A 24,110-nucleotide genomic window follows, 5' to 3' on the forward strand; every position below is an offset into this window, starting at 1 on the left:
CTCCTTCGTGTCATCGACGCCCACGCCGTAGTGATACTCGGCGAGGCGCTAAGTTTTCAATGAGCAAAAATATGTCCCGTACATTCTACAGGATGCGCACGAATTTGCCTAGCAGGGGCGCCACAGTTTTTCTGTGGCACCCCGCCCGGCTGCCGCGTATTAGCAAACACGCGCCGGGTGCATCCGGTGAATATACGGGACCCGTCACCTACTCGGTAATCTCCTGGTAGGTCATGTACAGAATCGAGTCGTCCGGCACCTCGTAGACGCGCGGGCGAGCCAAACCGTCAAGAATGATGAAGCGCAGCAGGTTGCCGCGTGCCTTCTTGTCGCGGCGCATTGCTTCGAGCAGCTGGGGCCATGCGTCTGCCTTGTAGGAGGTGGGCAGGCCCAGGGATTCGAGGATGCGGCGGGTGCGTGCCACGAGTTCTTCGTCGGCGTGGCCGGTTGCTAGCGCCAGTTCGGCGGCGTAGACCATGCCGACGGACACTGCCGCGCCGTGACGCCACTGGTAACGCTCGTTACGCTCGATGGCGTGTGCGAGGGTGTGGCCGTAGTTCAGGATTTCGCGGCGGCCGGACTCGCGCAGGTCCTCGGAGACAACCTCCGCCTTCACGCGCACGCTGCGTTCAATGAGCTCACGCATCACGGCGGACTGCGAGTCGCGTACGGCGTTCGGGTTCGCCTCAATCAGGTCGAGGATTTCGGGGTCTGCGATGAAGCCGCACTTGACGACCTCACCCATGCCGGTCAGCAGCTCATGCTCAGGCAAGGTGCGCAGGGTGCCGATTTCGCAGAGCACTGCGGCGGGCGGCCAGAACGCGCCGACCAGGTTTTTACCCTCGGCGGTGTTGATGCCGGTCTTACCGCCCACGGCGGCGTCCACCATGCCGAGCAGGGTAGTCGGAATGTGAATGACGCGCACGCCGCGCAGCCAGGTTGCCGCGACGAAGCCGGCAACGTCGGTAATGGCGCCGCCGCCCACGGAGATGATTGCGTCGGTGCGGGTGAAGTCGTTCTGACCGAGCACCTGCCAGCAGAACGCCGCCACCTGGTAGTGCTTTGCCTCCTCAGCGTCCGGGATTTCGGCGCTGAACGATTCGTAGCCCATGGTGCGCAGGTCTTCCATGACCAGCTCACCGGTGGAACGCAGGGCACGCGGGTGAATCACGAGCACCTTCTTGGTGCGGTTGCCCAGAATTTCGGGGATTTTACCGAGCAGGTTGTGGCCGATGAGAACCTCATAGTTCTCACGCGGGGAGCTGCCGGTCACCGGGATGCGGGTAATATCTTCCGCGCCGGAGGCACCGAAAGTGGGGGTGGGCTGAGTGCTCATCATGTGTCCTTTCACAGGTGAGGGGTTATGCTTGGGGGCGCTGCGCGCGGGAGGCGCGGGTTGCGGTCACGTACGCCTGGATTTCGGCGGTCATCTCGGTGATGGGGCGGCCGCCTCGTGCGTCCAGGGTGAAGTGCGCCAACTCTTCGTATCGACTGCGGCGGCGCTCAAAAATTTCGGTCCACCGCTCGACCGGGTTCGGCTGCAGCAGCGGGCGGGTCTTATTGCCGGTAATGCGCGGGGTGACGGTGTCAGCATCAACGAGGATGTACACCACGCATTCGTCCTTGAGCAGCTCCGCAACCGAGTCGGTCATGGGCGCGCCACCGCCCAGGGAGAACACCGTGTTGCGGTACACAGGCGAGGTGAGGACCTCTTCGATGGTTTTGCGTTCGAGCTCGCGGAAATACGCCTCACCGAAAATTTCGAAGATTTCGGAGACTTCGCCGTAGCGTTCCACGATGAGCTGGTCGGCGTCGAGGAACTCGTAGCCGTAGAAACGCGCCAGGTGCGTACCAATGTAGGTCTTACCTGCCGCCATGGGGCCAATGAGCACGATGGGGCGGGAGCGTTCCGCGAAGTTCTCGTGCATTTCACGCACCTGCTGCGGGTGGATGCGAGCGCCGCCTGCGGACTCGTCTTCTGCGAGCGCCTCTGCGGGGGCGGCAAGCTCTGCGGGGGCGGCGAGCTCTGCGGGTGCCACAGATTCAGCCGGGGTTGCGGGCAGTTCGGAAGCGTCGAGGGGCTTCTCCCCCACCTGGTTCTCTTCTTCCGCGGGGGGCACAGCGGGTACTGCGGGTGCGGCAACCTGAACCTTGCCGAACAGCGCCGGGGTCGGACGGACCGGCTTGGCGGGTTCAGCCGCGGGCACAGCTACGGAAGTTTCGGGCACACCTACGGGGGCTGCGGGCGTGACCTGTACAGTCTTGGGTTCAGCCTTCTGCACGGGAGCAGAAACGCTCTCCCCCACCGCTTCTGCAGGCTGAGCCTGCTTCGGAGGTGCAGGCTTGGGCGCGGCAGGCTTAGGAGCAGTCGGTTTCGGTGCGGCTGGCTTCGGCGCAGCAACTACTGACGGCGCGGCAGGCTTCGGCGCAGTCGGCTTGGGTGCTTCCGCCTTCGCTGGTTCCTTGCGGGATTCCTCTTCAGCGGTGCCCATGCCCTGCAGGGCGCTGAGCAGCTTCAGGCGCAGGTCCTCGTCCAGGCCGAGCGCCGGGTCGGCGTCCTCAGATACCGAGGAGGCGTACAGGCGCACACCCTGCGTGCTCGCCGTAGCGGCGGCGGGCAGGGGGCGGGTGCCAGAACGCATCAGGTCAGCGGGGGTGGGCACGCGAGAAGCCGGGCGCACAGAAGAAACTGACGCAGAAGAAACCGAGGCGGCAGCCTCACGCGCAACAGTCTCACGAACCCCAGCGCCCGCAGCCTCAACACTCTGCTCAGCCGCAACAGATACACCGGGTTCTGTGCCGGTTTCCGGGCGCGGCGAAGCGCCCCCTCGCGCACGCTGCGTTGCCGCAGCAATACGCGCAAGGGGGCTCGAAGCGACCGGGCGAACACCCTGCTCCACAGAAACCTCCCCGGAACCGCGACCCTTCGCGCCGCGGCCCTCAGACTCCGCCGGAAGGGGCACTACGCGTCCCAACCAGCCACGTTAGACTCCCACGCCAGAGACGCCGGAATGGCCTCCAGGTAGGAATCCATGTTGCGGCGAGTCTCACCAATCGAGTCGCCGCCGAACTTCTCCAGCGCGGCCTCGGCGAGCACCAGGGCGACCATGGCCTCCGCCACCACGCCGGCGGCGGGAACGGCGCACACGTCCGAACGCTGGTGGTGGGCGCGAGCCTCCTCACCGGTGGAAGTGTCAATGGTCTTCAGAGCCTTCGGCACGGTCGCAATGGGCTTCATTGCCGCGCGCACACGCAACAGGTCGCCAATGCTCATGCCGCCCTCAATGCCACCTGCACGGTTGGTATCGCGGGTTACGCCGTGCTCGCCAATGGAAATCTCGTCGTGAGCGGCAGTGCCCGGGCGGTCGGCGGTCGCGAAACCATCGCCAACCTCAACGCCCTTAATAGCCTGAATACCCATCAGCGCTGCGGCAAGGCGCGCGTCCAGGCGGCGGTCCCAGTGCACGTACGAACCCAGTCCGGGAGGCATACCGTACGCGAGCACCTCAACCACACCGCCGAGGGTCTCGCCGTCCTTGTGCGCCTCGTCCACGCGCTGAACCATCGCGTCGGAGGTTGCCTTGTCGAAGCAACGCAGCGGGTCAGCGTCCAGCTGGTCAACATTGCGGGGCGAAGGCACCGGGGCGCCCTCGGGAGCGTGCACGCCACCCACAGCCACGGTGTGAGAAACCAGCTCAACACCCAGAGCCTTCAGAATCTGGGCGGCAACCACGCCAAGAGCCACGCGGGTCGCAGTCTCACGCGCGGAGGCGCGCTCCAGCACCGGGCGAGCCTCAGAGAAGTTGTACTTCTGCATACCCGTAAAATCGGCGTGACCGGGGCGCGGACGGGTCAGCGCAGCATTACGCGCACGACCCTCAATCAGCTTCGGATCCACCGGGTCGGAGCTCATCACGTCAGTCCACTTGGGCCACTCGGTGTTCGCAATCTCAATCGCGACCGGGCCGCCCTGAGTCAGGCCGTGACGCACACCGCCGAGGATGCGCACGCGGTCCTCCTCGAACTTCATGCGGGCACCGCGGCCGTAGCCGAGGCGGCGGCGAGCCAGGGCGTCACGCACCATGTCGCTGGTGAGTTCCACACCGGCGGGCACGCCTTCAATAATGCCGACGAGCGCCTCGCCGTGGGATTCTCCGGCAGTGAGCCAACGCAGGGCCATAGGTTAACCTCTTTTCATCGCACCCGCACCGCAGCGCAGGAGGAAGGAATAATAATTCTTCACGTGTATAAATAGTGTATAAAATGCCTGTTGACTGAGCGAGTGAAAGCACGCTTTTTTCACGAAACGGAAGCGCGAGGCGCAAGATCAACCGCCGCGCACATCGCATTCACCAAGCCCAGCAGCTCACCCTCAGACAGGGTGCGGTCGGTAAACAGCAGCACCTGCTCCACCGCCTGATACAGCAGCATCTCCAGGCCAGAAACCACCGTGCCGCCGTTAGCCTCCCAGGCGCTCGCCAGCACCGAAGGCCACGGGTTATATGCAACATCGAGCAGTACCGGCCGGTGCGTTGCGGAGGCGCCCTTCAGCCCGCTCAGCTGGCTCGCCCACTCATCCGCCGCATGCGCCGGAAGCGTAGACACCACCGGGTGATGGCCGCGCTCCGCAAGATTCTGCGGCAAATCAGCCAGGGAAACCTGCTCCAGCTGAACGCCCAGGCGGTCCGCCGCCTTCTGCACGCTACCGAGCTTATGCAGCGAACGGGCGTACACGCTCACACGGGAATACCCCAGCTGATGCAGAGCGGTCAGGGCGGAAATAGCGGTCGCTCCCCCACCCACAATCGCAGCAGAATCCTTGAGCGGTTCCGGTTCCAAACCGGCGTGGCGCAGCGCGTTCACAATGCCGATCACGTCCGTGTTATCACCCAGCACCTTCTCACCGCGCGGATACACCGTGTTCACCGCACCGGTCACGCGGGCAGTCTCACTCAGCTCATCGCAATACTGAATGACCGCGGTCTTCAACGGCATCGTCACCGACAGACCCGCAATATACGGGGCGTCCTCCGTACCGTCCGGGTGGCGCACACCGTGCATAATCGCCGGCAAATCATCAGGCAGAGTATCGCGGCGATCATAACCCAAATTCTGCTCACCCAAAAAGTCATACGCGGCACGATGCAGCGCAGGCGACAGCGAATGCGCAATAGGGTGCCCCAGCACGTAGGCGCGGCGAAGATACGGGGCTTCGCGGTACGGTTCAGTCTTCATCGGCTCTCTTTCGCTCTCAACGCTGGGGAACGCTCTCAACACTTGGGGCTTGCGGACACGCACGCCACGAACCCGCGTTCATGGGCGCACTCTACCCATTTTAAGGGACAAACCAATATTCGGGTATAGCCCAACAACCAAGCACCCCATCAACCATGCACCCAGCATCCGGGTACAGCAAAGGCGGGTACCTCCCCCACTCTCGTGGAGGCGGTACCCGCCTCAGCAAGGAACCTTCACGCCGAAGCTACCAAATCGTAGCTACCAGCTAAACCAATGAGCTACAACTTAGCTACAGCGGTTCGGGTGCTTAGAACACCACTGGTTGTACTCTTCAACATAACGCTGGTGCTCAGCGTAAGTGCGGGAGTACTTAGTCTCACCGGAGTCCAGGTCCACAGTCACCCAGTAGTAGTACGGGTTCTTCTCAGGAGCCGCAGCAGCCTTAATCGAAGCCAGCTGCGGGGAACCAATCGGACCCTTCGGAAGACCCTTATTCGCATAAGTGTTGTACTTATTGCTCTTATCGGCCTTCTGCTCTTCAGTCAGGTGGTACGAGCGGACACCCAGACCGTAAGTCACGGTCGCATCCGACTGAATCAGACCCGAGGTCTCACCATCGGGGTTGTTCAGACGGTTCTCAATGATGCCTGCAACCGCCACGTAGTCCTTCGGCTGAGCCTCAAGCTCCACGATGGAGGCGATGGTCAGAACCTCGAAGGTCTTCTGGTCGCCGCTCACGCCGGCTTCCTTCAGGTCAGCCTTGGTCTTATCAACCATGGTCTGAATGACCTTCTTGATGTCGGTGTCCTTCGGGAAGCGGTACTCGCCCGGGTGCAGCCAACCCTCAATCGAGGGGAAGTTGCTCGGCACACCGTACTGGGTGTAGTTGCTGACCGCGTCCTCAACCTGCTTGCGGGTGAACGCACCATCGGAGCCAGAAACAATCAAATCGATGGTCTCGCTCACGCGCTTACCCTGCGGAATCGCCAGGTACAGTACGTTGCTGTTCGCCTCGATAATGGTCGTAATCGCGCTCGAGCTGCTCATGTGCTGCTGCAGTTCGTAGGTGCCAGGCTGCAGGTACTTGCCCTTGCTCTCCTTGGTGTACACCTCAACGAACTTATCAGCATCAGCAATAACGCCCGCCGCCTCAAGCTCCTGCGCCACCTGCGCGGTGGACTGGCCAGAACGAATCGTGAACGTCACGGTCGTACCATTGCCGCCACCCGAGTAGTCACGAGTCTTGAACGGGTCATAGCGAGTAATCAAGGCACCCGAAATGATGACCAGAGCCACCACAAACAAGGAAATAGCGCTCAGCATGATGGCGCGGCGGCGGCGCTTACGCGCACGCAACGTAGCCACCGACACGATTTCCTGTTCCATCGTGATGCCGGTGATGCCCTTACGTTCATCCTCGGCTGTCGGCCTAAAGAGGTCGAGCCCGCTCTCTTCGGGATGTTTATTCTGTTCGGTCACTGAAGGTTCTCCGTTTCGTTGACGGCACCGACCGTGGTCCCTTCTGACTCGGACGGTCGGTTTTCTTCGTGGGCCGGATCGCTCACCTTGTACCCGGCTACGGACTGCCCCGCTTTGAGGGCATCCAGGCTGTACTGCAAAATGTTCACAGCCGCCACCTGGTCAACCATAGTCTTGAAATCTCGGCTGGAAACCCCAGCCTCGTGCAGTGCACGGTGAGCGCTCACGGTGGTGAGTCGCTCATCCACCAGCCAAATGTTAATGTGTGTTTTCTCTTCGGCATCCAGCTCGGAGCGCAGAGCCTGAGCGTACTCCCGAGCCATTTCCGTGGAGGGAGAATCCCCGCCACGCATGGTCCTCGGAAGCCCGACGAAAACCTCCACCACCTCGTTCACCTCAATCAGCTTACGCAAAACACGGCGGTCAGAGTTCTTCTTCGCGTCGCGGCGCAGCGTCTTGAGCGGGGTGGCGAGAATACCGTCGGGGTCGCTGAGGGCGGTGCCGACGCGGGCGTTCCCCACATCGACACCCATCCGCACTCCGCGCTGGAATTCCGCCATGTTTAGGCCTGAGCCTGTGCGATAGCGTCGCGGACAGCGTCCAGTGCAGCACCAATCTTGGATGCGTCCTGGCCACCACCCTGAGCGACGTCGTCCTTACCGCCGCCACCGCCGCCGAGAACACCGGCAGCGACGCGGACCAGAGCGCCAGCCTTCACGCCAGCCTCACGAGCACCCTCGTTGGTTGCCACCAGGACGACGGGGCGGCCATTAGCCACACCCACCACGGCGACAACAGCGGCCTCGGAGCCGAAGCGCGAACGCAGATCCAGAGCCAGGTCACGAACGCCGTTAGCGTCCAGTTCGCCAGCGTCATGCGCCAGAACGCGCACGGAACCGATGGTCTGTGCGTTCTCCAGCAGCTTGCCAGCCTCAGCCTGCAGCTTCTCGCGGCGCAGCTGAGCCAGTTCCTTCTCAGCAGCCTTCAGCTTAGCCAGAGTCTGGTTAATCTTCTCCGGCAGATCAGCGGAGGACTGAACCTTCATCAGGCCGGTCAGCTGGTTCACCAGGGTACGCTCAGCAGCCAGGTGGTTGAAGGAATCCAGGCCCACCAGAGCCTCAACACGGCGGTTGCCGGAGCCAACAGAGCCCTCGGTCAGCAGGGTCAGGGAGCCAATCTCAGCGGACGAACCAACGTGGGTACCACCGCACAGCTCGCGGGAGAACTCGCCGCCGATTTCAACAACACGCACCACGTCGCCGTACTTCTCGCCGAAGAGGCTCATAGCGCCCAGAGCCTTAGCCTCAGCCAGCGGCATCTCACGGGTAATCACCTCGTGGTTATCGCGGATCGCGAGGTTAGCAACCTCTTCAACCTCACGCTTAGCGGACTCGGACAGGCCCTCGCCCCACGCGAAGTCGAAGCGCAGGTAGCCTTCCTTGTTGAAAGAGCCACGCTGAGTAGCCTCGTTGCCGAGCACCTGGTGCAGGGCAGCGTGAATGATGTGGGTACCGGAGTGTGCCTTCTCACCGTCGCGGCGGCGCTGAACATCAACCTGTGCCACAACATCGGCACCGGTGTGAACCTCACCCTCACGCACAACGGCGCGGTGAACGCTCAGGCCCTTCACGGGCTGCTGAACGTCCTGAACGTCAATGATGAAGCCGTTGCCGGTAATAACACCGGTATCAGCAGCCTGGCCACCAGCCTCCGCGTAGAACGGGGTCTCGTCCAGGACAACCTCAATCTTGTCGCCAGCCTTAGCGGCGGGCACGGAAACGCCGTCCACCAGGATTGCACGCAGCTTAGTCTCAGTACGCAGCTCGGTGTAACCGGTGAAGATGGAGCCGCGCTCGTCCACGAGCTTACGCAGCTCAGACAGGTCAGCAAACGCGCCCTTCTTCGCCTTAGCGTCAGCCTGCGCACGGTGACGCTGCTCAGCCATCAGCTCGCGGAAGGACTTCTCATCCACCTTCACGCCAGCCTCAGCAGCCATCTCCAGGGTAAGGTCAATCGGGAAGCCGTAGGTGTCGTGCAGAGCAAACGCCTCAGCACCAGAAACAGCGTTAGAGCCGTCCTTTTTAGCGGCAGCGACAGCCTCTTCCAGACGCTCAGTACCGGTCTCAATGGTGTGCAGGAACGCCTTCTCCTCAGCGTACGCAATGCGGGAAATACGTTCGAAGTCGTCAGCAACGTACGGGAAAGCACCCTTCATCGCGTCACGCGAAGCCGGGAACAGCACGGGCAGGCAGGGCTCAGTAACGCCCAGCAGACGCATCGCACGAATCGCACGGCGCATCAGACGGCGCAGAATGTAGCCGCGACCCTCGTTGGAGGGGGTCACGCCATCAGCAATCAGCATCAGCGAGGAACGGATGTGGTCAGCCACCACGCGCATACGCACGTCGTCCTCGTAGCCCTCATCCTCAGCGGACTCAGAGCCGTGGTACTTCTTACCGGATAGCTTAGAAGCAGCGTCCAGAACGGGGCGAACCTGGTCGGTCTCGTAGAAGTTCTCAACACCCTGCAGCAGCATGGCAAGACGTTCAACGCCCAGACCGGTATCGATGTTCTTCTTCGGCAGATCACCCAGAATCTCGAAGTCATCCTTACCGATGCCCTCGCCACGCTGGTACTGCATGAACACGAGGTTCCAAATCTCAATGTAACGGTCATCGTCAGCCGCCGGGCCGCCTTCCTTACCGTACGCGGGGCCACGGTCGTAGAAGATCTCCGAGTCGGGGCCTGCGGGGCCGGGCTGACCGGTGGACCAGTAGTTTTCCTTCATGCCCATACGCTGAATACGCTCAGCCGGGAAGCCCACCTTGTTGTGCCAAATGTCGAAGGCCTCATCGTCACCCTCATAAATGGTGACCCACAGGCGCTCCGGATCCAGACCGAAACCGCCCTTATCCTGAGGGGTGGTCAGCAGCTCGTAAGCAAACGGAATCGCCTGCTCCTTGAAGTAATCACCGAACGAGAAGTTACCAGCCATCTGGAAGAAGGTACCGTGACGCGCGGTCTTACCGACCTCTTCAATGTCCAGGGTGCGGATGCACTTCTGCACGCTGGTCGCGCGGGAGAACGGAGGGGTCTCACGGCCCAGGAAGTAGGGAATGAACGGCACCATACCGGCAATGGTGAACATAGCGCCGGGCTCGTTCGAAATCAGCGATGCCGAAGGCACCACAGTATGGCCGCGGGAAGCGAAGAAATCGATCCAGCGCTTAGAAATCTCCTGTGAGAGCATCTCGTTCCTTAGAGTAATCTGTGCGAAATTCTAAATTAGTCTACTGACCTATGGTGCCTGCCCAAGAGCAAAATGGCTAATCGAGCCAGTCTCGTACCGTGGTTTACGGGCGAAAACACCATCTTTTAAAACCTAGTTGAAGAAGCCGTCACCGAGCTGACGGTCACGCGCAATACGCTGCTCACGCGCTCGCTTCTGAGCCTCTTCCAAGGAGGCAATCTCAGCCTCCACCTCAATGAGTTCACGCTCAGCCAGGCGGCGGTTCGTGGACTCAATCTCAGTCGAGCTCATCTTGCGGTCCCAGGTATCCAGGGAGCCAGGACGCATATCCTGCTTCTGGCGCTCCACCTTAGCGTTGAGCTCCATCTCTTTCTCCTGCATGCCCTCACGCACGCGGGCGGCGAACTCAACAGCACGCAACGCATACGGCTGCAGGGGCTTGCCAATCGGCGAATCGAAGAACTTTCCCATCTGAGACTCCGGGTTGAGGGCAAGCTCACCGTGCTCACGCATGAGCAGGGCGCTGCCGGGGGTACGCTGAGCAGGTTCGGAGGCGGCACGCCTGGAAGCGAAGTAACCAACCGCCGCGCCGGCGCCGAGCAGAAGAGCAGAACGAAGCAGACCCATTAGTTCTCACCGCCTGCAGAGTAAGAGCCGCCCTGTGCCGAACCGTACTGGCCACCAGCGTTGCCGGTGCCGTGCGCATCGCCGGACTTACCGCCGCGGAACGCCTGACGCACACCGTACGAGAAGGACGCAACCTTAATCAGCGGCTGACCCACAGTCGAGGTCACCAGCGAGGACAGCGCAGAAACGTTCGCGGACGCATCCGAAACGTTCGAGGTGATGTCGTCAACCTTCTCCAGCTGCTCATTGGTGGTCACCACAGTGCGAGTCACCTCTTCGATGAGGGGGCCGGTGCTCTGGTTCAGCGAACGAATCGTCACGATAAGCTCATCAAACACCTTAGTCAGGCGAATAATGGGTAGCGCAAGCAGAGCCACCAGAATCGCAAAAACTCCTGCTGCAATCAGGCCCGCAATATCTCCGCCGGTCATCTATAACCCCATTCCGCTCAATGCATGATGCTTATCAATAGTCGTACAGGACCGCGTGCCACCGTGGCGCGCAGCCGGATCGCGCATACAGTTCAGGACCGTATACACAGTTCAATCCTCTATTTTAGTCGATAAATCCTTCAAGCGCCCCTTAAACTCTCATGAAACTCCCAGCGACGGAAGATTCACAGGTTCAGCGGCGCCACTCCCCTCTGGTGTATAAGCCCCAAAACCCGCGCGTTAAACGGGAACAACCCGCCCCCACCGAACGGTGCAGGACGGGTTGCTTCTCGAAAAATCGAGATTATGCCAGACGCGAGTAGTACTCAACGACCAGCTGCTCGTCGCAGATCACGGGGATCTCTTCGCGCTTGGGCTTGCGCTCAAGCTTTGCGTGCAGCTTCTCGATCTCAACGTTCAGGTATGCGGGAACCTCGGGCAGAACTGCCTGGTTCTCACCTGCAGCCGCAGCCTGGAAGGGGGTGGTCTTCTCAGCCTTGGGGTGAACGTGGATCAGCTGGCCGGGCTTGACGTGGAACGAGGGGCGGTCCACGCGAACGCCGTCAACCATGATGTGACGGTGAACAACCATCTGACGTGCCTGTGCAATGGTGCGGGCGAAGCCTGCACGCAGAACCAGAGCGTCGAGGCGGGTCTCGAGCAGCTCGACCATGTTCTTACCGGTCTGGCCCTCGGTACGCTTTGCCTCGAGGTATGCGCGGCGCATCTGTGCCTCGCGGATGTTGTACTGAGCGCGCAGACGCTGCTTTTCCTTCAGCTGGGTAGCGTAGTTGGAGTCAGCCTTCTTGCGGGCACGGCCGTGCTGGCCGGGGCCGTAAGGACGACGCTCGAGGTACTTTTCTGCCTTCGGGGTCAGTGCAATGCCCAGGGCACGGGACTGACGCACGGTACGGCGGGTGCGGTTGTGCTTAGCCACAATCTACCTTTCTATGTGAGGCTCCTGCACCCTCGCGGGTGGGGCCTCGGTCTGTTGAATACTGGCCTCCTCGGTTGACCCCGCCGGAATCCGTACGCGACCGATTCGGTCGTTGCTGTACGGCGGTGAGGCGGAGAGCTCGGGGCAGAGTACCCCGCAGCTACATTACTGACGCTCGCACGAATGCGGGCATAGTAATTGCCAGACCCGTCAAGCTTACCGGATGCGTCCGGGCTTTACCAGCCTTTTGGGAAATCTTTGGTTCAAATCACTGTGCGTGTGGGTTTTTGATACTTACCCACACGACCCCGCAAGAATTATTTATGCCCGTCAGAGCTATTTAGGTGCGACTTCCCGAAAAAATCACGGCGCCGGGATGTTGGATTGTAATCATTTCGTTATTTTTAACCTGTGTCTTTATGGGAATAGCTTGAATCAGACCCCCATATCGCCTAGACTAGAGAACATAACAAGCTTGGCGTCCGCCCTTCCGGGAAGGCCGACAGTCAAGACGTCTATCACAACTCAAAACTCTGACGCGGTGCGCAGTACTACCGAGGTACTACGCACCGCTTTCTGTTTGCGCTCAGCCCTATACGGCTGCTTGCTCTATACGGCTACCTGCCTGCCGAGGCACGCCACTCCCCCGGTGGTCAGCACTCAAAGTAGTAGACGGCTCGATGGGAGCCACGTAAGCTAACGGGTCGTATCCTGCACCGGCGCGGCATCCAAAATACGGCGGATACGCTCACGACGCTCCGTCAACGTACGCTCAAAACCATGCTGAGTCGGCTCGTAGTAGACCGTGCCGCGCAGAGTATCCGGCAGGTACTGCTGCGCCGCCACATGCCCCGGCTCATCATGCGCATACACATACCCCACGCCGTGACCAAACTGCTTAGCCCCCGCATAATGACCATCACGCAAATGCACCGGAACCTGACCCGAAGCACCCGCACGCACATCCGCAATCGCGCGGTTAATCGCGTTATACGCCGCATTCGACTTCGGCGCGAGCGCACAATATATCACCGCCTGCGAGAGGATAATGCGCGCCTCCGGCATGCCCACCAGCGCCACCGACTGCGCCGCAGCCGTCGCCACCTGCAACGCCTGCGGATCAGCCAAACCAATATCCTCACTCGCCAAAATCATGATGCGACGCGCCACGAAACGCGGATCCTCGCCGCCCTCCAGCATGCGCGCCAAGTAGTGCACCGCGGCGTCCGCATCAGAGCCGCGCATGGACTTAATGAACGCACTCACCACGTCATAATGCTGATCGCCCGAACGGTCGTAGCGGATCGCGGCGCGGTCCACCGCCTCCGTAGCGTGCGCCAGGGTGATGCGCACGGGTGCGGCAGGTTCGGCCTCTTCGGCACCGGTTTCTGCGGGGCCAGTTTCTGCCGGGGCATTTCCCGCAGCTTCAGCCTCGCTAAAGGCAATCGCAGCCGCCGCCTCCAGGGAGGTCAGGGAGCGGCGAGCGTCGCCTCCCGAAACCGCCGCGAGGTGGGCGCGCGCGTCCTCATCGATGACCGCCGCACCATCAAAACCGCGCGGATCAGCCAACGCACGGTCAATCAGCTGCTCAATATCGGACTGCTCCAGCGAATGAACCCGCAACAGTAGCGAGCGCGAGAGCAGCGGCGAAATAATGCTGAACGACGGGTTCTCCGTCGTAGCCGCCACCAGAATCACCCAGCGGTTCTCCACACCGGGCAGGAGCGCATCCTGCTGAGCCTTCGTGAAACGGTGAATCTCGTCGAGGAAGAGCACGGTGGTCGTGCCGTACATGTCGCGGTCGAGCAGCGCTTGGTCCATGACCGCGCGAACGTCCTTCACGCCCGCGGTAATCGCCGAAAGCTCCACGAACTTACGACCCGGCGCGCGCGCAATCACATGCGCCAGAGTGGTCTTACCCGTACCCGGCGGGCCGTACAAAATCACCGAGGACGGGCCAGCCGGTCCGGCATTCTCCCCCGCCAACACGCGCAGAGGCGCACCCGGAGTCAGCAGATGCTCCTGGCCGAGGACCTCGTCAATCGTGCGCGGACGCATACGCACCGCCAACGGCGCACGAGACGCCGAACGGGCAGAATACGCACGCGACGCAGAGGCACGCGAGGAGGAGGGCTCCTCAGCGGGCGCACCAATCAGGCTCACGCGGTCCCCGTCATCGGGCAACTCAAGATCAAAGAGGGAATCAGCCATAGTCTTACTCTATCGTTTCACAATCTGGAGGCGGGTACGGGGTGTGGATATACAGCTGCGGATTTAGCTCGCGGCGTGACACCACACGGGTTAGCGCCGCTCTTAAAGGGTCTCACTATCGAGAATCAGGGTCACCGGGCCGTCATTGACGAGCTCCACCTGCATGTCCGCACCGAACACGCCGGTCTCCACGTGCAGGCCACGCTCACGCAGCGCCTGAACATAGTCGTTGAACAGCGGCTCACTCACCGCGCCGGGCGCAGCGGCAGACCAGGAGGGGCGGCGGCCCTTCTTCGCATCCCCGTAGAGGGTGAACTGGCTGACCGCCAGCACGGGTGCGCCCTCATCGAGCAGGGACTTCTCCCCCTCCATCAGGCGCAGGTTCGCGGTCTTGTCGGCAAGCTTCGCAATCTGCGCCGCACCGTCACCGTGCGTGATACCGACCAGCACCAGGTAGCCGGGCTGCTCAATCGCGCCGACCGTCTCACCCGCCACGCGCACCGCCGCGCGGGTCACGCGCTGAATAACTACTCGCATCGTTCACCTTTCATCATGGAACCGGCATTCGCCGGGCTCATACATCTCTTTCGACACCACTCTCAGCGGCTGGTTTAGGGGAGCCGCAGTTCTAGAGGCAGCCGCCTCAGAGCACGCCGCGCAGCTGCACGGCACGCAAAAACTGGTTCGCCGCCCGCGGAGTACGAAACTCAATAAAACGCTTCTGCAGATGCTGCCCGCGAGCCTCCGCCAGCAACTCCCCGACGTGCGGGTAGCTCCTCCACGTGTACCGAATCATGTTGTCCGGGTCCCGCAGAATATTCTTCAGCGGCGGCTCCACATTATCAGCCCACAGCCTCTGACCCGTCACCGCACGGCGCACCGTCCGGCGAACCACACGCCACATGACCACCGCACGGCTATAGCGCAAGTAAATCACCACATCCGCGCGCTCCAGCAGGCGGCCGCGCACCTGCGGATACTGCCACTCCGTAATCCACGCAGGCCGCTCAATGAGCGTCTGAACATCCGCCTCAAAACTAGGGCGCGGAGTCCAGTTCGGACCCCAATGCAACGAGTCCATCTCCGTATGCGGAATGTCCAGGAGGCGCCCCAACCGCGCCGCGAACGTCGTCTTACCGCTACCGCTCGGGCCGGCAATCAGAATACGCATGCTCCCCTCCCCCTTCAGTTAGCACACACCTTTGCTTAGTACACAAATCGGCACGCACGCCAGTTGATACAAAAGGTGGGCTGCGACCCTGCACCAGCAGAATACACAGCCCACCCTCAACAGCGACCCCAGCACTCAAAACCTAAAGGCTCAAACCCCGGGTAATCGCCACACGCCTCGCACCCCACACGGGGCGCACGACCAAAGACTAGAGAAGATTACTCCTCGTCCTTCTTCTTCGGCTTGAAGTCAACGCCAGCTTCCTTACGCTGCTCCGGAGTAATCGGTGCAGGAGCCGCAGTCAGCGGATCGTAACCGTTACCGGTCTTCGGGAACGCAATAACCTCGCGGATCGAATCAACGCCAGCCAGCAGAGACACAATACGGTCCCAACCGAACGCAATACCACCCATGGGCGGTGCGCCGTACTTGAACGCATCCAGCAGGAAGCCGAACTTCTCCTGAGCCTCTTCCTCGCCAATGCCCATCACAGCGAATACGCGTTCCTGCACGTCACGGCGGTGAATACGGATCGAACCGCCACCAATCTCGTTACCGTTGCAGACAATGTCGTAAGCGTACGCCAGAGCCGAACCCGGGTCAGTGTCGAAAGTATCCATGAACTCGGGCTTCGGGGAAGTGAACGCGTGGTGCACAGCAGTCCACGCGGAGTGACCCAGAGCCACGTCACCGGACTCAGTAGCCTCTGCGGAGGACTCAAACATGGGAGCGTCAACAACCCACACGAAGGACCACTCGCCGTCCTTAATCAGGCCGGTACGGTGGCCAATCTCAACACGAGCGGCACCCAGCAGCGCACGGGAAGCCTTAGCCTCACCAGCGGCGAAGAAGATGCAGTCGCCGGGCTTCGCGCCGGTAGCCTCAGCCAGGCCTTCGCGCTCAGCGTCAGTAATATTCTTAGCAACCGGACCGGTCAGCTCGCCATCCTCCTGAATGAGGACATACGCCAGGCCCTTAGCGCCACGCTGCTTCGCCCACTCCTGCCAAGCGTCCAGGGTACGGCGAGGCTGAGAAGCACCACCGGGCATCACAACAGCACCCACGTAAGGAGCCTTGAACACGCGGAAAGTGGTGTCCTTGAAGTACTCGGTCAGCTCAGTCAGCTCCAGACCAAAACGCAGGTCAGGCTTGTCCGAACCGTACTTCTCCATCGCATCCTTGTAGGTCATGCGCTGAATCGGGCGGGGAACCTTCACGTCAATCAGGTTCCACACAGCCTCAACGATGCGCTCGCCCAGCTCAATGATGTCTTCCTGATCAACGAACGATGCCTCAATGTCCAGCTGGGTGAACTCAGGCTGACGGTCCGCACGGAAATCCTCATCGCGGTAGCAACGAGCAATCTGGTAGTACTTCTCAATACCGCCCACCTGCAGCAGCTGCTTGAACAGCTGCGGGGACTGCGGCAGAGCATACCAAGAACCCGGAGCCAGACGAGCCGGCACCAGGAAGTCACGCGCACCCTCAGGGGTTGAACGGGTCAGGGTCGGGGTCTCAACCTCAATGTAGCCGTCTTCGGCCAGCAGGTTGCGTGCCGCACGGTTCGCGTCCGAACGCAGACGCATGATGCGAGCCGGCTCCGGGCGGCGAAGATCCAGGTAGCGGTAGCGCAGGCGCGCCTCCTCACCCACCTCAACGTGCTCGTCAATCTGGAAAGGCAGCGGAGCGGCAGTGTTCAGCACCTCAACGGCGGACACCTCAACCTCAATCTCGCCAGTCGCCAGGTTCGGGTTCTCGTTACCCTCCGGGCGCTTAGTCACCAGACCGGTCACACGCAGCACATACTCGTTGCGCAGGTGCTCAAAATCAGCCTCATTGTGGAAAACACACTGGGTGACACCCTCACGGTCACGCAGGTCAACGAAAGCGACACCACCGTGGTCGCGGCGGCGAGCCACCCAACCGGTCAGGGTAACAGTCTCTCCAATATTTGCGGCGGTCAGCTCGCCGTTGGTGTGAGTGCGAAGCACAGACATTCCTTTCATAGCGGGCACCTCACGACTATAGACAGTAGCCGGGTACACGCGGTTGATGATATGCGCACACTGCGTGCGCCTCATATATTGTATCCCCTCCGGGCAGGTCGAGGGCGGGTCGGGGCAAGTCTGGGCAAGTCAGGCGCCAGAAAATGGGGTGCGGAGGCGGGATGCGGGTAGGGCGGCCGGTTCGTGGGTGTCTGCGGTCGATAGGTTAGTGTCTTCGCCGTGGGTCTTTAACCCGGGGTGAAGGCATTAACCTATCGAAAAGCCGCTAACCTATCGAAGTATTACCGGGGAATCCACTCCGCATGCCTGTGGACAAACACTTTTTCGGTAGAATCCGCGAAGTTATCCACAGATTTCACAAACAAGCCCCACAACCTCACACAGCCTGCCAGGATAAAGCCTATGAACACCGTAACTATTCCGTGGCAACGCGTCCCAAACGTACTACCGGCTACACCAGAAATTACCCGCGCCGCAGAACTGCACCCATTCGTGCTGAACTCCCAGATGCTCAACCTGCGAGGAATCGGGCCAAAACGCATTCGCAAGCTAGTGGCGGAAGGGTCTCTGCAACGTATCCAGCGAGGAGCCTATATTTACACCTGCGATGCCCAAGCGCTCACCCCCGAAGAGCGGCTCACGGTACGGTGCATCGCTGCTCAGATGATGGGTCTTCAAGGAATCTTCTCCCACACATCAGCCGCGGCGCTATGGGGACTTGATGTACTCTCTGTTCCCCAAATGATAAGCGTGTATAGCTGTAGTCATAGCACCTCTGACAAGGGAAGAATCACCCGGCATTACAGCGCCCCTGGCCCCGAGGAAGTCACCAGGTTGCCGGGCACATCCATCATGGTTACGACGGTGGCTCGCACGCTGCAGGATTGTGCTCGCAGCATGCCCTTTCGGGAGGCGGTGGTCCTCGCTGACTCCATCATGCGGCGGAAACTCTTGGAACCCCACGAGGTGACTGAGATTCTACTGAACCTCACCGGGTACGGCGGCTCCGCCGGGCCTCTCCTGGCGCAGGCGGTGGATGCATCCAGCGAGTCGGCTGGTGAAAGCCTCACCCGGTGCCTACTCATGGAGCACAGGCTGCCCCTCCCCGTAACGCAGTACCCGATTTCATGCGAAGGCCGTAACTATCGAGTGGACTTCACCTGGCCCGAGGCGCGCGTCATTCTCGAGTTCGACGGCGAACAGAAATACGTGGACCACCCCGGCAGGGACCGCTACGAAGCCACCCGCGACCGTGCTCTAACCCGCGCCGGCTGGACGGTCGTACACCTCACATGGGCTGACATCTTTCAAAAAGAGCGGGAAGTCATCACCCACTTGCGGAAACTACTCTTGAGATAAAGCGAGGAAACGCCTCAGTCGATAGGTTAGCGCCTTCACCCCGGGTTAAAGACCCACGGCGAAGACACTAACCTATCGAAAATCTGGGCTCACACAAAAGACCCGCCCGGCAGGGAGGTCAACGTCCTCCCCACCAGGCGGGTACACATCCATATGCGAGTCCATCTGCAGGCTCAGAGTAGCCAGATACTACAGCGGCCAAACACCACAGGGTATGACAGGCTCCTACTATTTACCTACTATTACAGGCCCTCAGCACGCACAATCTGAACGTGCTGATCCTCAGCCGGCGGCATCCACGAAGCCGGATCAGCAGCAACCTGCTCACCCGAACGGATATCCTTCACCTCGTGAACCGGGGCACCCGACTCATCCGAGGAAATGAACCACACGAACGGAATGCCGCGCTTCTCAGCGTACTTAATCTGCTTACCGAACTTCGCCGCATTCGCGGACACCTCGCAGGCAATACCGCGGGCACGCAGCGCATCCGCAACATCATTCGCAGCGGACCAGCCCTCATCATTCGTCAGGGCAACAAACACAGCCGAAGGCACCTTACGGCTCGCCTGCGCAAAACCCTGCGACAGGATACGAGCCACCACACGAGTCACACCAATAGACAGGCCAACACCCGGGTACGTCTTCTTACCGTTCGACGCCAGCGACTCATAGCGGCCACCCGAGCAAATCGAACCCAGCGACTCGTGACCAACCAGAACAGTCTCATACACGGTGCCGGTGTAGTAGTCCAAGCCGCGAGCAATCGACAGGTCAGCCAGCACCTTACCCGGCGCGCGGCGGGATGCCTCCTCAATGACCTCAGCCAGCTCAGCAAGACCCTGATCCAGCAGCTCATGCTCCACCGAATACTTAGCGGCAAGCGCACGCACCTGCTCCACAAAAGAAGCATCCTCCGTGCGGATCTGCGCCAGCTCCAGGGCGGCAGCGGCAGCATCCGCGCTCGCACCAGCCTCAGCCTGCAGCTCCTCAGCCACACGCTCAGCGCCGATCTTCTCCAGCTTGTCAATAGAACGCAGAACAGCCGCAGTATCAGTCAAACCCAGGCCCAGGTAGAAACCCTCAGCCAGCTTGCGGTTATTCACACGCAGCTTGAACTCAGGAATCGGCAGCTTCGACAGCGCATCAACAACAACCAGCGCCAAGGTCACGTCGTAACGGAACGGCAGCTCGCCGTCGCCAACCACGTCAATATCAGCCTGAGTGAACTCGCGGGCACGACCCTCCTGCGGACGCTCACCACGCCACACCTTCTGAATCTGGTAACGCGAGAACGGGAAATTCAGGTAACCGGCGTTCTCCACCACATAACGGGCAAACGGCACGGTCAGGTCAAAGTGCAGAGCCAGCTTTTCCTTAGCCTTAGCAGCCTCGTCCTCCTGCAGGCGAGAAATTGCGTAAACTTCCTTGTCAATCTCACCCTTGCGCAGCAGCTGCTCAATAGTCTCTACCGAACGAGTCTCAATCGGGGAGAAACCGTGCAACTCAAAAGTCTCACGCAAAGTGTCCAGAACATGATTCTCAACCAACCGCTCAGCCGGAAGATACTCGGGAAAACCAGACAGCGAAGCCTTGCGAGCCATACGCGATACTCCTTGACAAAGAACTCGACAACAAAACCCCCGGAACACCTCCGGGCATATCTACCCATCATACCAACACCCACCCCAGCACAGCACCCACTCCCCCAGCTCACCCAACACAAACCCGCACAAACCCGCAGCCGGCAGGTTCGCCCACAACACAACACGACCAGACACTACTCACACACACCCCACAGAGGCTATGCTTAGGAGGTGCACACGCACACCCAAACGGGTGCCCACCACGGGGAACAGCGCAAAGGCGCCCACCCCCAGCACCCCCGAGTGAAAGAGTTATAGCGGTGACTACCAAACCCGACGACACTGTAAACCTCGAAAAGGCACGCCAGTACGGCCGCGTCTCCGAGGACGGCCACGTCTTCGTCATTGTCGACGGCGAAGAATACGCCGTAGGCCAGCTGCCCGGCGCCTCCGAAGAAGAAGCGCTCAGCTACTTCGCCCGCAAGTTTGAAAACGTCGAGGCGCAGGTTGCCCTGCTCGAATCCCGCCTCGCCAACAACGCCCCCGCCGCAGACCTGCAGAAGGGCATCACCTCCATCGGTGCACAGATTGGTGTGCGCAACATGGTCGGTGACTACTCCGGCCTGCAGAAGCGCCTCATCTCCCTCGCAGAGCAGATCGCTGAACTCGGCGAAAAGCAGCAGCAGGCACGCACCGAAAACCGTGAACGCGCCCTCGCCGTCCGTGAAGAAATCGTCGCGGAAGCCGAGCAGATTGCCAGCCAGGACCCCGACCAGATTCACTGGAAGAACTCCCATTCCCGCATGAACGAACTGTTCGAAGCGTGGAAGAAGGCACAGCGCGAAATTCACCTGGCAAAGAGCGTAGAGGACGAGCTGTGGAAGCGTTTCCGTGCAGCCCGCACCACCTTCGACCGCAACCGCCGCGCACACTTCTCGCAGCTCGACGACCGCAACGCACGCATCAAGCGCGCCAAGGAAGAGCTGATCGCACGCGCGGAAGAGCTGTCCACCTCCACTGACTGGTCTGAGACTTCCCGCGTATACGGCGACCTGATGCGCGCCTGGAAGCAGGTACCCCGCGGCCACCGTCGCGAAGACGACAAGCTGTGGGCACGCTTCCGCGCGGCACAGGACTTGTTCTTCAACGCCCGCAACGAAGCCGAAGCAGCGCAGGACGCAGTCTACGCCGAAAACCTCAAGGTCAAGGAAGCACTGCTCGAAGAAGCACGCGCACTCCTGCCCGTCGAGGACATTGAGGGCGCGAAGGCCGCCTTCGAGAAGATTCTGGACCGTTGGGATGCGGCAGGCCGCGTACCCCGCAACGACCTGCGCCGCGTCGACGGCGAACTGCGCCGTATTCAGGACGAAATCAACGGCGCCGAAGAGGCAAAGTGGAAGCGCAACGACCCCGCCAAGGCGGCACGCGCGAACTCCCTGCTCGCACAGATCGAGGACTCTCTCGCCGAGCTGGAAGCAGAGCTCGCAGCAGCTGAAAAGGGCGGCGACTCCAAGAAGATCGCCAAGGCTAAAGAAGCTCTGGAGGCGCGCCGCGCCTGGGCAGCAACCCTGCAGGGCTTCGGCAACTAGGGTCTAGCAGACGGTCTAAATAACGGTCTAATTAACGCCGAGAAGCCACATGTGTTTCGAAAAGCCACTTTTTTGGTGGCTTCTCGAAATACATGTGGCTTCTGCGTGTCTGCGGAATGTCTGCTGGGTGTCTGTGGGATGCGGGATATCTGCGGGGTGCGGACTTTTAGGATCGGCTGGAGGGACTAGTCATCAACGGGCTCATAATTCATGATTTCCCATTTCTGCCCGTTGTGCTTCAGCTCAAATCTAAAGGTGTCATCGGTTTTATCGTCATTACTCCATTTGCGCCAGCTACCGTCAGATTCAACATAAGTCTCGTAATCCCATTCGCGGTACGCCTTCCAGAAGTAGGTTTCACCATCTTCGGACCAGGGGTTACCGTCAGCTAGATAGTGGTTTATACCGCCAATGACCCATCCGCCTCTCTTGTAAAGGTCCTCGACGCCTGTATAGGCCTTACGTTCGTCTTCAAAAGTAGGGGACATGAACTTGAAAGCCATCGAGTAATCGCCAGTTTGAGTACCGTAATTACCCCACAAGATCCAGGCATCCATCGTCTTGCGCATGCCCTCCAGAGACTTTTCGTTGTAGCCGTCCTCCGGAACGTTAGGCTTCGGTACATTCTGTGCCGGACCGTACTTATCCGCCGGGCGGTACTCGCCGTCAGGCGCCTTCGAACCACCCGAATAACCGCGGACAGTAGACGGGGTAGCACTCGCCAAGGGCGACTCAGATGCCGCCGCAGACGCCGAGGTGGTCTCGCTCGGCGCGGCGGAAGTCGTGGCTGCCGCCTCGTTATTAGCTTGCTGACCGCAGGCTCCAAGAAGGGTACTGAGACCCATGAGTGCGCCGCCGTTCAACAACGCTCGACGAGTAAGAAAAACGGAAGTCATGGAAGTAGATTCCTTCTATCGGTGTGGTGTGAATGGGGGATGCTGATTAGAAAGCGGAAGATAGAGAAATTCTCGAAGCAAGAATAAGAATTCTTGCGATACTAATAAGTGCTTTATATTTCCTATTTAGTCATCTACTTGTTCAAAATCGATAATCTTCCAGCCCTCAGAGGTGTACTTGAACGAGAACTTCCACGTGTCGTCATCCTTTCTGTCATTCTCGTAAGACTTCCAATCACCGTTAGGTTCAATGTACATAACGTAACCCCACTCCCGGTACGCCTTCCAGAAGTAAGTCTCCCCCTCGATCCAGGGGTTCCCGTCAGCAATGTAGTGATCAAGTCCCGCGATAATCCAGCCGCCTCGCTTGTAGAGGGCTTCAAGACCTTCGTAGGAGTCTAGTAGTTCGGTAAAGCTGCTATCAACGAATTTGCGTGCTTGGCTGTAGTCTCCGGTTTGGGCGCCGTAGTTGTTCCATTCAATCCACGCGTTGAGTGTTTTGCGTAGACCTTCATTGGATTTTTCTCGGTATCCGTCCTCAGGTGATGCAGGTTTCGGAACGTTTTGTGCCGGACCGTTAGGGTCAGCTCCGCGGTACTCCCCGTCAGGTGCCTTGGAGCCGCCGGAGTAGCCGCGGGTAATGACCGGGCTCGGAGTAGCTGATGCAGAAGAGGCATCGGAAGCCGCCGTAGAAGCTGAAGCGGAAGTCATTTCGCTCGGCGTGGCGGAGGCGGTCTCGCTCGGTGCTGCCGAGGCGCTCGCCTCATTAGCCGCCTGCTGGCCGCATGCCGCAAGCAGGGCACCAAGACCCAGAAGGGTACCGCCGCTCAACAGTGTGCGGCGGTTCAAAATAACGGAAGTCATGGAAATACATTCCTCGTATCGGTGTGAAGTGTGAATAGGGGGGCTGGTTAGAAACCGGAAGACTAACCAGCTGAAGGGAAGAACCCCGATAGCTGAGAAGCCACATGTGTTTCGAAAAGCCACTAGAATGGTGGCTTCTCGGCGAACATGTGGCTTCTCAACGTAAGACCCACAGTGGACTTTACATGTCGGGCCAGTCGCGGTGCAACGAATACTCTGTGTCCCCGTCACCGTTATCATTGAGGTGCCAACGCTGACCGGTACGGATATCAGCCTTGCGCAGACGCGGGTTCGGATTATCCTTCTTACCCATCGTCGGATCGTTCTTGCAGCCCCAACGAGTGTCGTCATAGCTGCAGTCACCGGCTACGCGTCCCACATCAACCCACCAGACACGCACCAGCAACGGATCACTGGTCGCCTGCGGAGTCACCATCATCATCTGCCACGGGCCACCATCCACACG

The 24,110-nt window shown here is 60.4% G+C and carries 19 protein-coding genes and 2 pseudogenes; 3 read left to right on the forward strand and 18 right to left on the reverse strand.

Annotation, left to right across the window (positions count from 1 at the left end):
* Positions 1-208: 208 nt before the first annotated feature.
* The 14 genes from aroB to aspS form a co-directional block, all read right to left on the reverse strand.
* Entirely contained in the window at positions 209-1,336 is a 1,128-nt protein-coding gene (gene aroB, locus HMPREF2765_RS03885; RefSeq protein ID WP_070604317.1) for a 3-dehydroquinate synthase, read from the reverse strand.
* 25 nt (positions 1,337-1,361) lie between these two features.
* Complete coding sequence (locus HMPREF2765_RS03890) at positions 1,362-2,963, reverse strand: shikimate kinase (protein WP_070604318.1); 1,602 nt, start codon at positions 2,961-2,963, stop codon at positions 1,362-1,364.
* Positions 2,963-4,180, reverse strand: a complete 1,218-nt coding sequence (aroC, locus tag HMPREF2765_RS03895; RefSeq protein ID WP_070604319.1) for a chorismate synthase — start codon at positions 4,178-4,180, stop codon at positions 2,963-2,965. The genes HMPREF2765_RS03890 and aroC overlap by 1 nt, the downstream gene beginning before the upstream one ends.
* A 119-nt stretch (positions 4,181-4,299) precedes the next feature.
* The gene (locus HMPREF2765_RS03900) at positions 4,300-5,235 is read right to left on the reverse strand and encodes a shikimate dehydrogenase (RefSeq protein ID WP_070604320.1); all 936 of its coding nucleotides are present in this window, start codon (positions 5,233-5,235) and stop codon (positions 4,300-4,302) included.
* A 288-nt stretch (positions 5,236-5,523) separates the two neighbouring features.
* On the reverse strand, positions 5,524-6,717 hold the full coding sequence (gene mltG / locus HMPREF2765_RS03905; RefSeq protein ID WP_070599980.1) for an endolytic transglycosylase MltG: 1,194 nt from the start codon (positions 6,715-6,717) through the stop codon (positions 5,524-5,526).
* Positions 6,714-7,277 carry a Holliday junction resolvase RuvX gene (ruvX, locus tag HMPREF2765_RS03910; RefSeq protein ID WP_060824745.1) on the reverse strand — a complete coding sequence of 188 codons (564 nt, stop codon included), beginning with the start codon at positions 7,275-7,277 and terminating at the stop codon, positions 6,714-6,716. The genes mltG and ruvX overlap by 4 nt, the downstream gene beginning before the upstream one ends.
* A gap of 2 nt (positions 7,278-7,279) precedes the next feature.
* Positions 7,280-9,967, reverse strand: a complete 2,688-nt coding sequence (gene alaS / locus HMPREF2765_RS03915; RefSeq protein ID WP_070604321.1) for an alanine--tRNA ligase — start codon at positions 9,965-9,967, stop codon at positions 7,280-7,282.
* 132 nt (positions 9,968-10,099) lie between these two features.
* Complete coding sequence (locus HMPREF2765_RS03920) at positions 10,100-10,594, reverse strand: peptide chain release factor 4 (protein WP_070604322.1); 495 nt, start codon at positions 10,592-10,594, stop codon at positions 10,100-10,102.
* Complete coding sequence (locus HMPREF2765_RS03925) at positions 10,594-11,025, reverse strand: DUF948 domain-containing protein (protein WP_070604324.1); 432 nt, start codon at positions 11,023-11,025, stop codon at positions 10,594-10,596. Before HMPREF2765_RS03925 ends, HMPREF2765_RS03920 begins: the two co-directional genes overlap by 1 nt.
* Before the next feature lie 304 nt (positions 11,026-11,329).
* A complete protein-coding gene (gene rpsD / locus HMPREF2765_RS03930) occupies positions 11,330-11,962 on the reverse strand; it encodes a 30S ribosomal protein S4 (RefSeq protein WP_005508739.1) in 633 nt (210 codons plus the stop codon).
* Positions 11,963-12,658: 696 nt separating this feature from the next.
* Positions 12,659-14,173, reverse strand: coding sequence for a replication-associated recombination protein A (locus HMPREF2765_RS03935; RefSeq protein WP_049341924.1), 1,515 nt, complete (start codon positions 14,171-14,173; stop codon positions 12,659-12,661).
* Positions 14,174-14,275: 102 nt separating this feature from the next.
* Entirely contained in the window at positions 14,276-14,710 is a 435-nt protein-coding gene (gene dtd, locus HMPREF2765_RS03940; protein ID WP_012903476.1) for a D-aminoacyl-tRNA deacylase, read from the reverse strand.
* A 106-nt stretch (positions 14,711-14,816) separates the two neighbouring features.
* Entirely contained in the window at positions 14,817-15,344 is a 528-nt protein-coding gene (locus tag HMPREF2765_RS03945) for a P-loop NTPase family protein (RefSeq protein WP_049337468.1), read from the reverse strand.
* Positions 15,345-15,562: 218 nt separating this feature from the next.
* Positions 15,563-17,335 carry an aspartate--tRNA ligase gene (aspS, locus tag HMPREF2765_RS03950; protein WP_070604327.1) on the reverse strand — a complete coding sequence of 591 codons (1,773 nt, stop codon included), beginning with the start codon at positions 17,333-17,335 and terminating at the stop codon, positions 15,563-15,565.
* 417 nt (positions 17,336-17,752) lie between these two features.
* Here aspS and HMPREF2765_RS09445 point away from each other — a divergent pair.
* Together HMPREF2765_RS09445 and HMPREF2765_RS09345 are read left to right on the forward strand one after the other, a co-directional pair.
* A pseudogene (locus HMPREF2765_RS09445) lies at positions 17,753-17,938 on the forward strand (type IV toxin-antitoxin system AbiEi family antitoxin domain-containing protein); the annotation flags it as partial.
* A gap of 378 nt (positions 17,939-18,316) precedes the next feature.
* Positions 18,317-18,709 carry an endonuclease domain-containing protein gene (locus HMPREF2765_RS09345; RefSeq protein ID WP_231840307.1) on the forward strand — a complete coding sequence of 131 codons (393 nt, stop codon included), beginning with the start codon at positions 18,317-18,319 and terminating at the stop codon, positions 18,707-18,709.
* 242 nt (positions 18,710-18,951) lie between these two features.
* On the opposite strand, the gene hisS is transcribed toward HMPREF2765_RS09345, so the two are convergent.
* The gene (gene hisS, locus HMPREF2765_RS03960; protein WP_070604330.1) at positions 18,952-20,313 is read right to left on the reverse strand and encodes a histidine--tRNA ligase; all 1,362 of its coding nucleotides are present in this window, start codon (positions 20,311-20,313) and stop codon (positions 18,952-18,954) included.
* Positions 20,314-20,615: 302 nt separating this feature from the next.
* Between hisS and HMPREF2765_RS03965 the strand changes: the two genes are divergently transcribed.
* Positions 20,616-21,884 carry a DUF349 domain-containing protein gene (locus tag HMPREF2765_RS03965; RefSeq protein WP_070604332.1) on the forward strand — a complete coding sequence of 423 codons (1,269 nt, stop codon included), beginning with the start codon at positions 20,616-20,618 and terminating at the stop codon, positions 21,882-21,884.
* A gap of 185 nt (positions 21,885-22,069) precedes the next feature.
* On the opposite strand, the gene HMPREF2765_RS03970 is transcribed toward HMPREF2765_RS03965, so the two are convergent.
* The 3 genes and pseudogenes from HMPREF2765_RS03970 to HMPREF2765_RS09350 all read right to left on the reverse strand — a co-directional run.
* A complete protein-coding gene (locus HMPREF2765_RS03970; protein WP_070604334.1) occupies positions 22,070-22,780 on the reverse strand; it encodes a DUF6318 family protein in 711 nt (236 codons plus the stop codon).
* Between the two features lie 126 nt (positions 22,781-22,906).
* Positions 22,907-23,644 carry a DUF6318 family protein gene (locus HMPREF2765_RS03975; RefSeq protein WP_049345492.1) on the reverse strand — a complete coding sequence of 246 codons (738 nt, stop codon included), beginning with the start codon at positions 23,642-23,644 and terminating at the stop codon, positions 22,907-22,909.
* A 181-nt stretch (positions 23,645-23,825) separates the two neighbouring features.
* Positions 23,826-24,110 (reverse strand): annotated as a pseudogene (locus HMPREF2765_RS09350) (peptide ABC transporter ATPase); the annotation flags it as partial.

It is taken from the genome of Rothia sp. HMSC062H08, from assembly GCF_001810775.1.
Taxonomy (GTDB): Bacteria; Actinomycetota; Actinomycetes; order Actinomycetales; family Micrococcaceae; genus Rothia.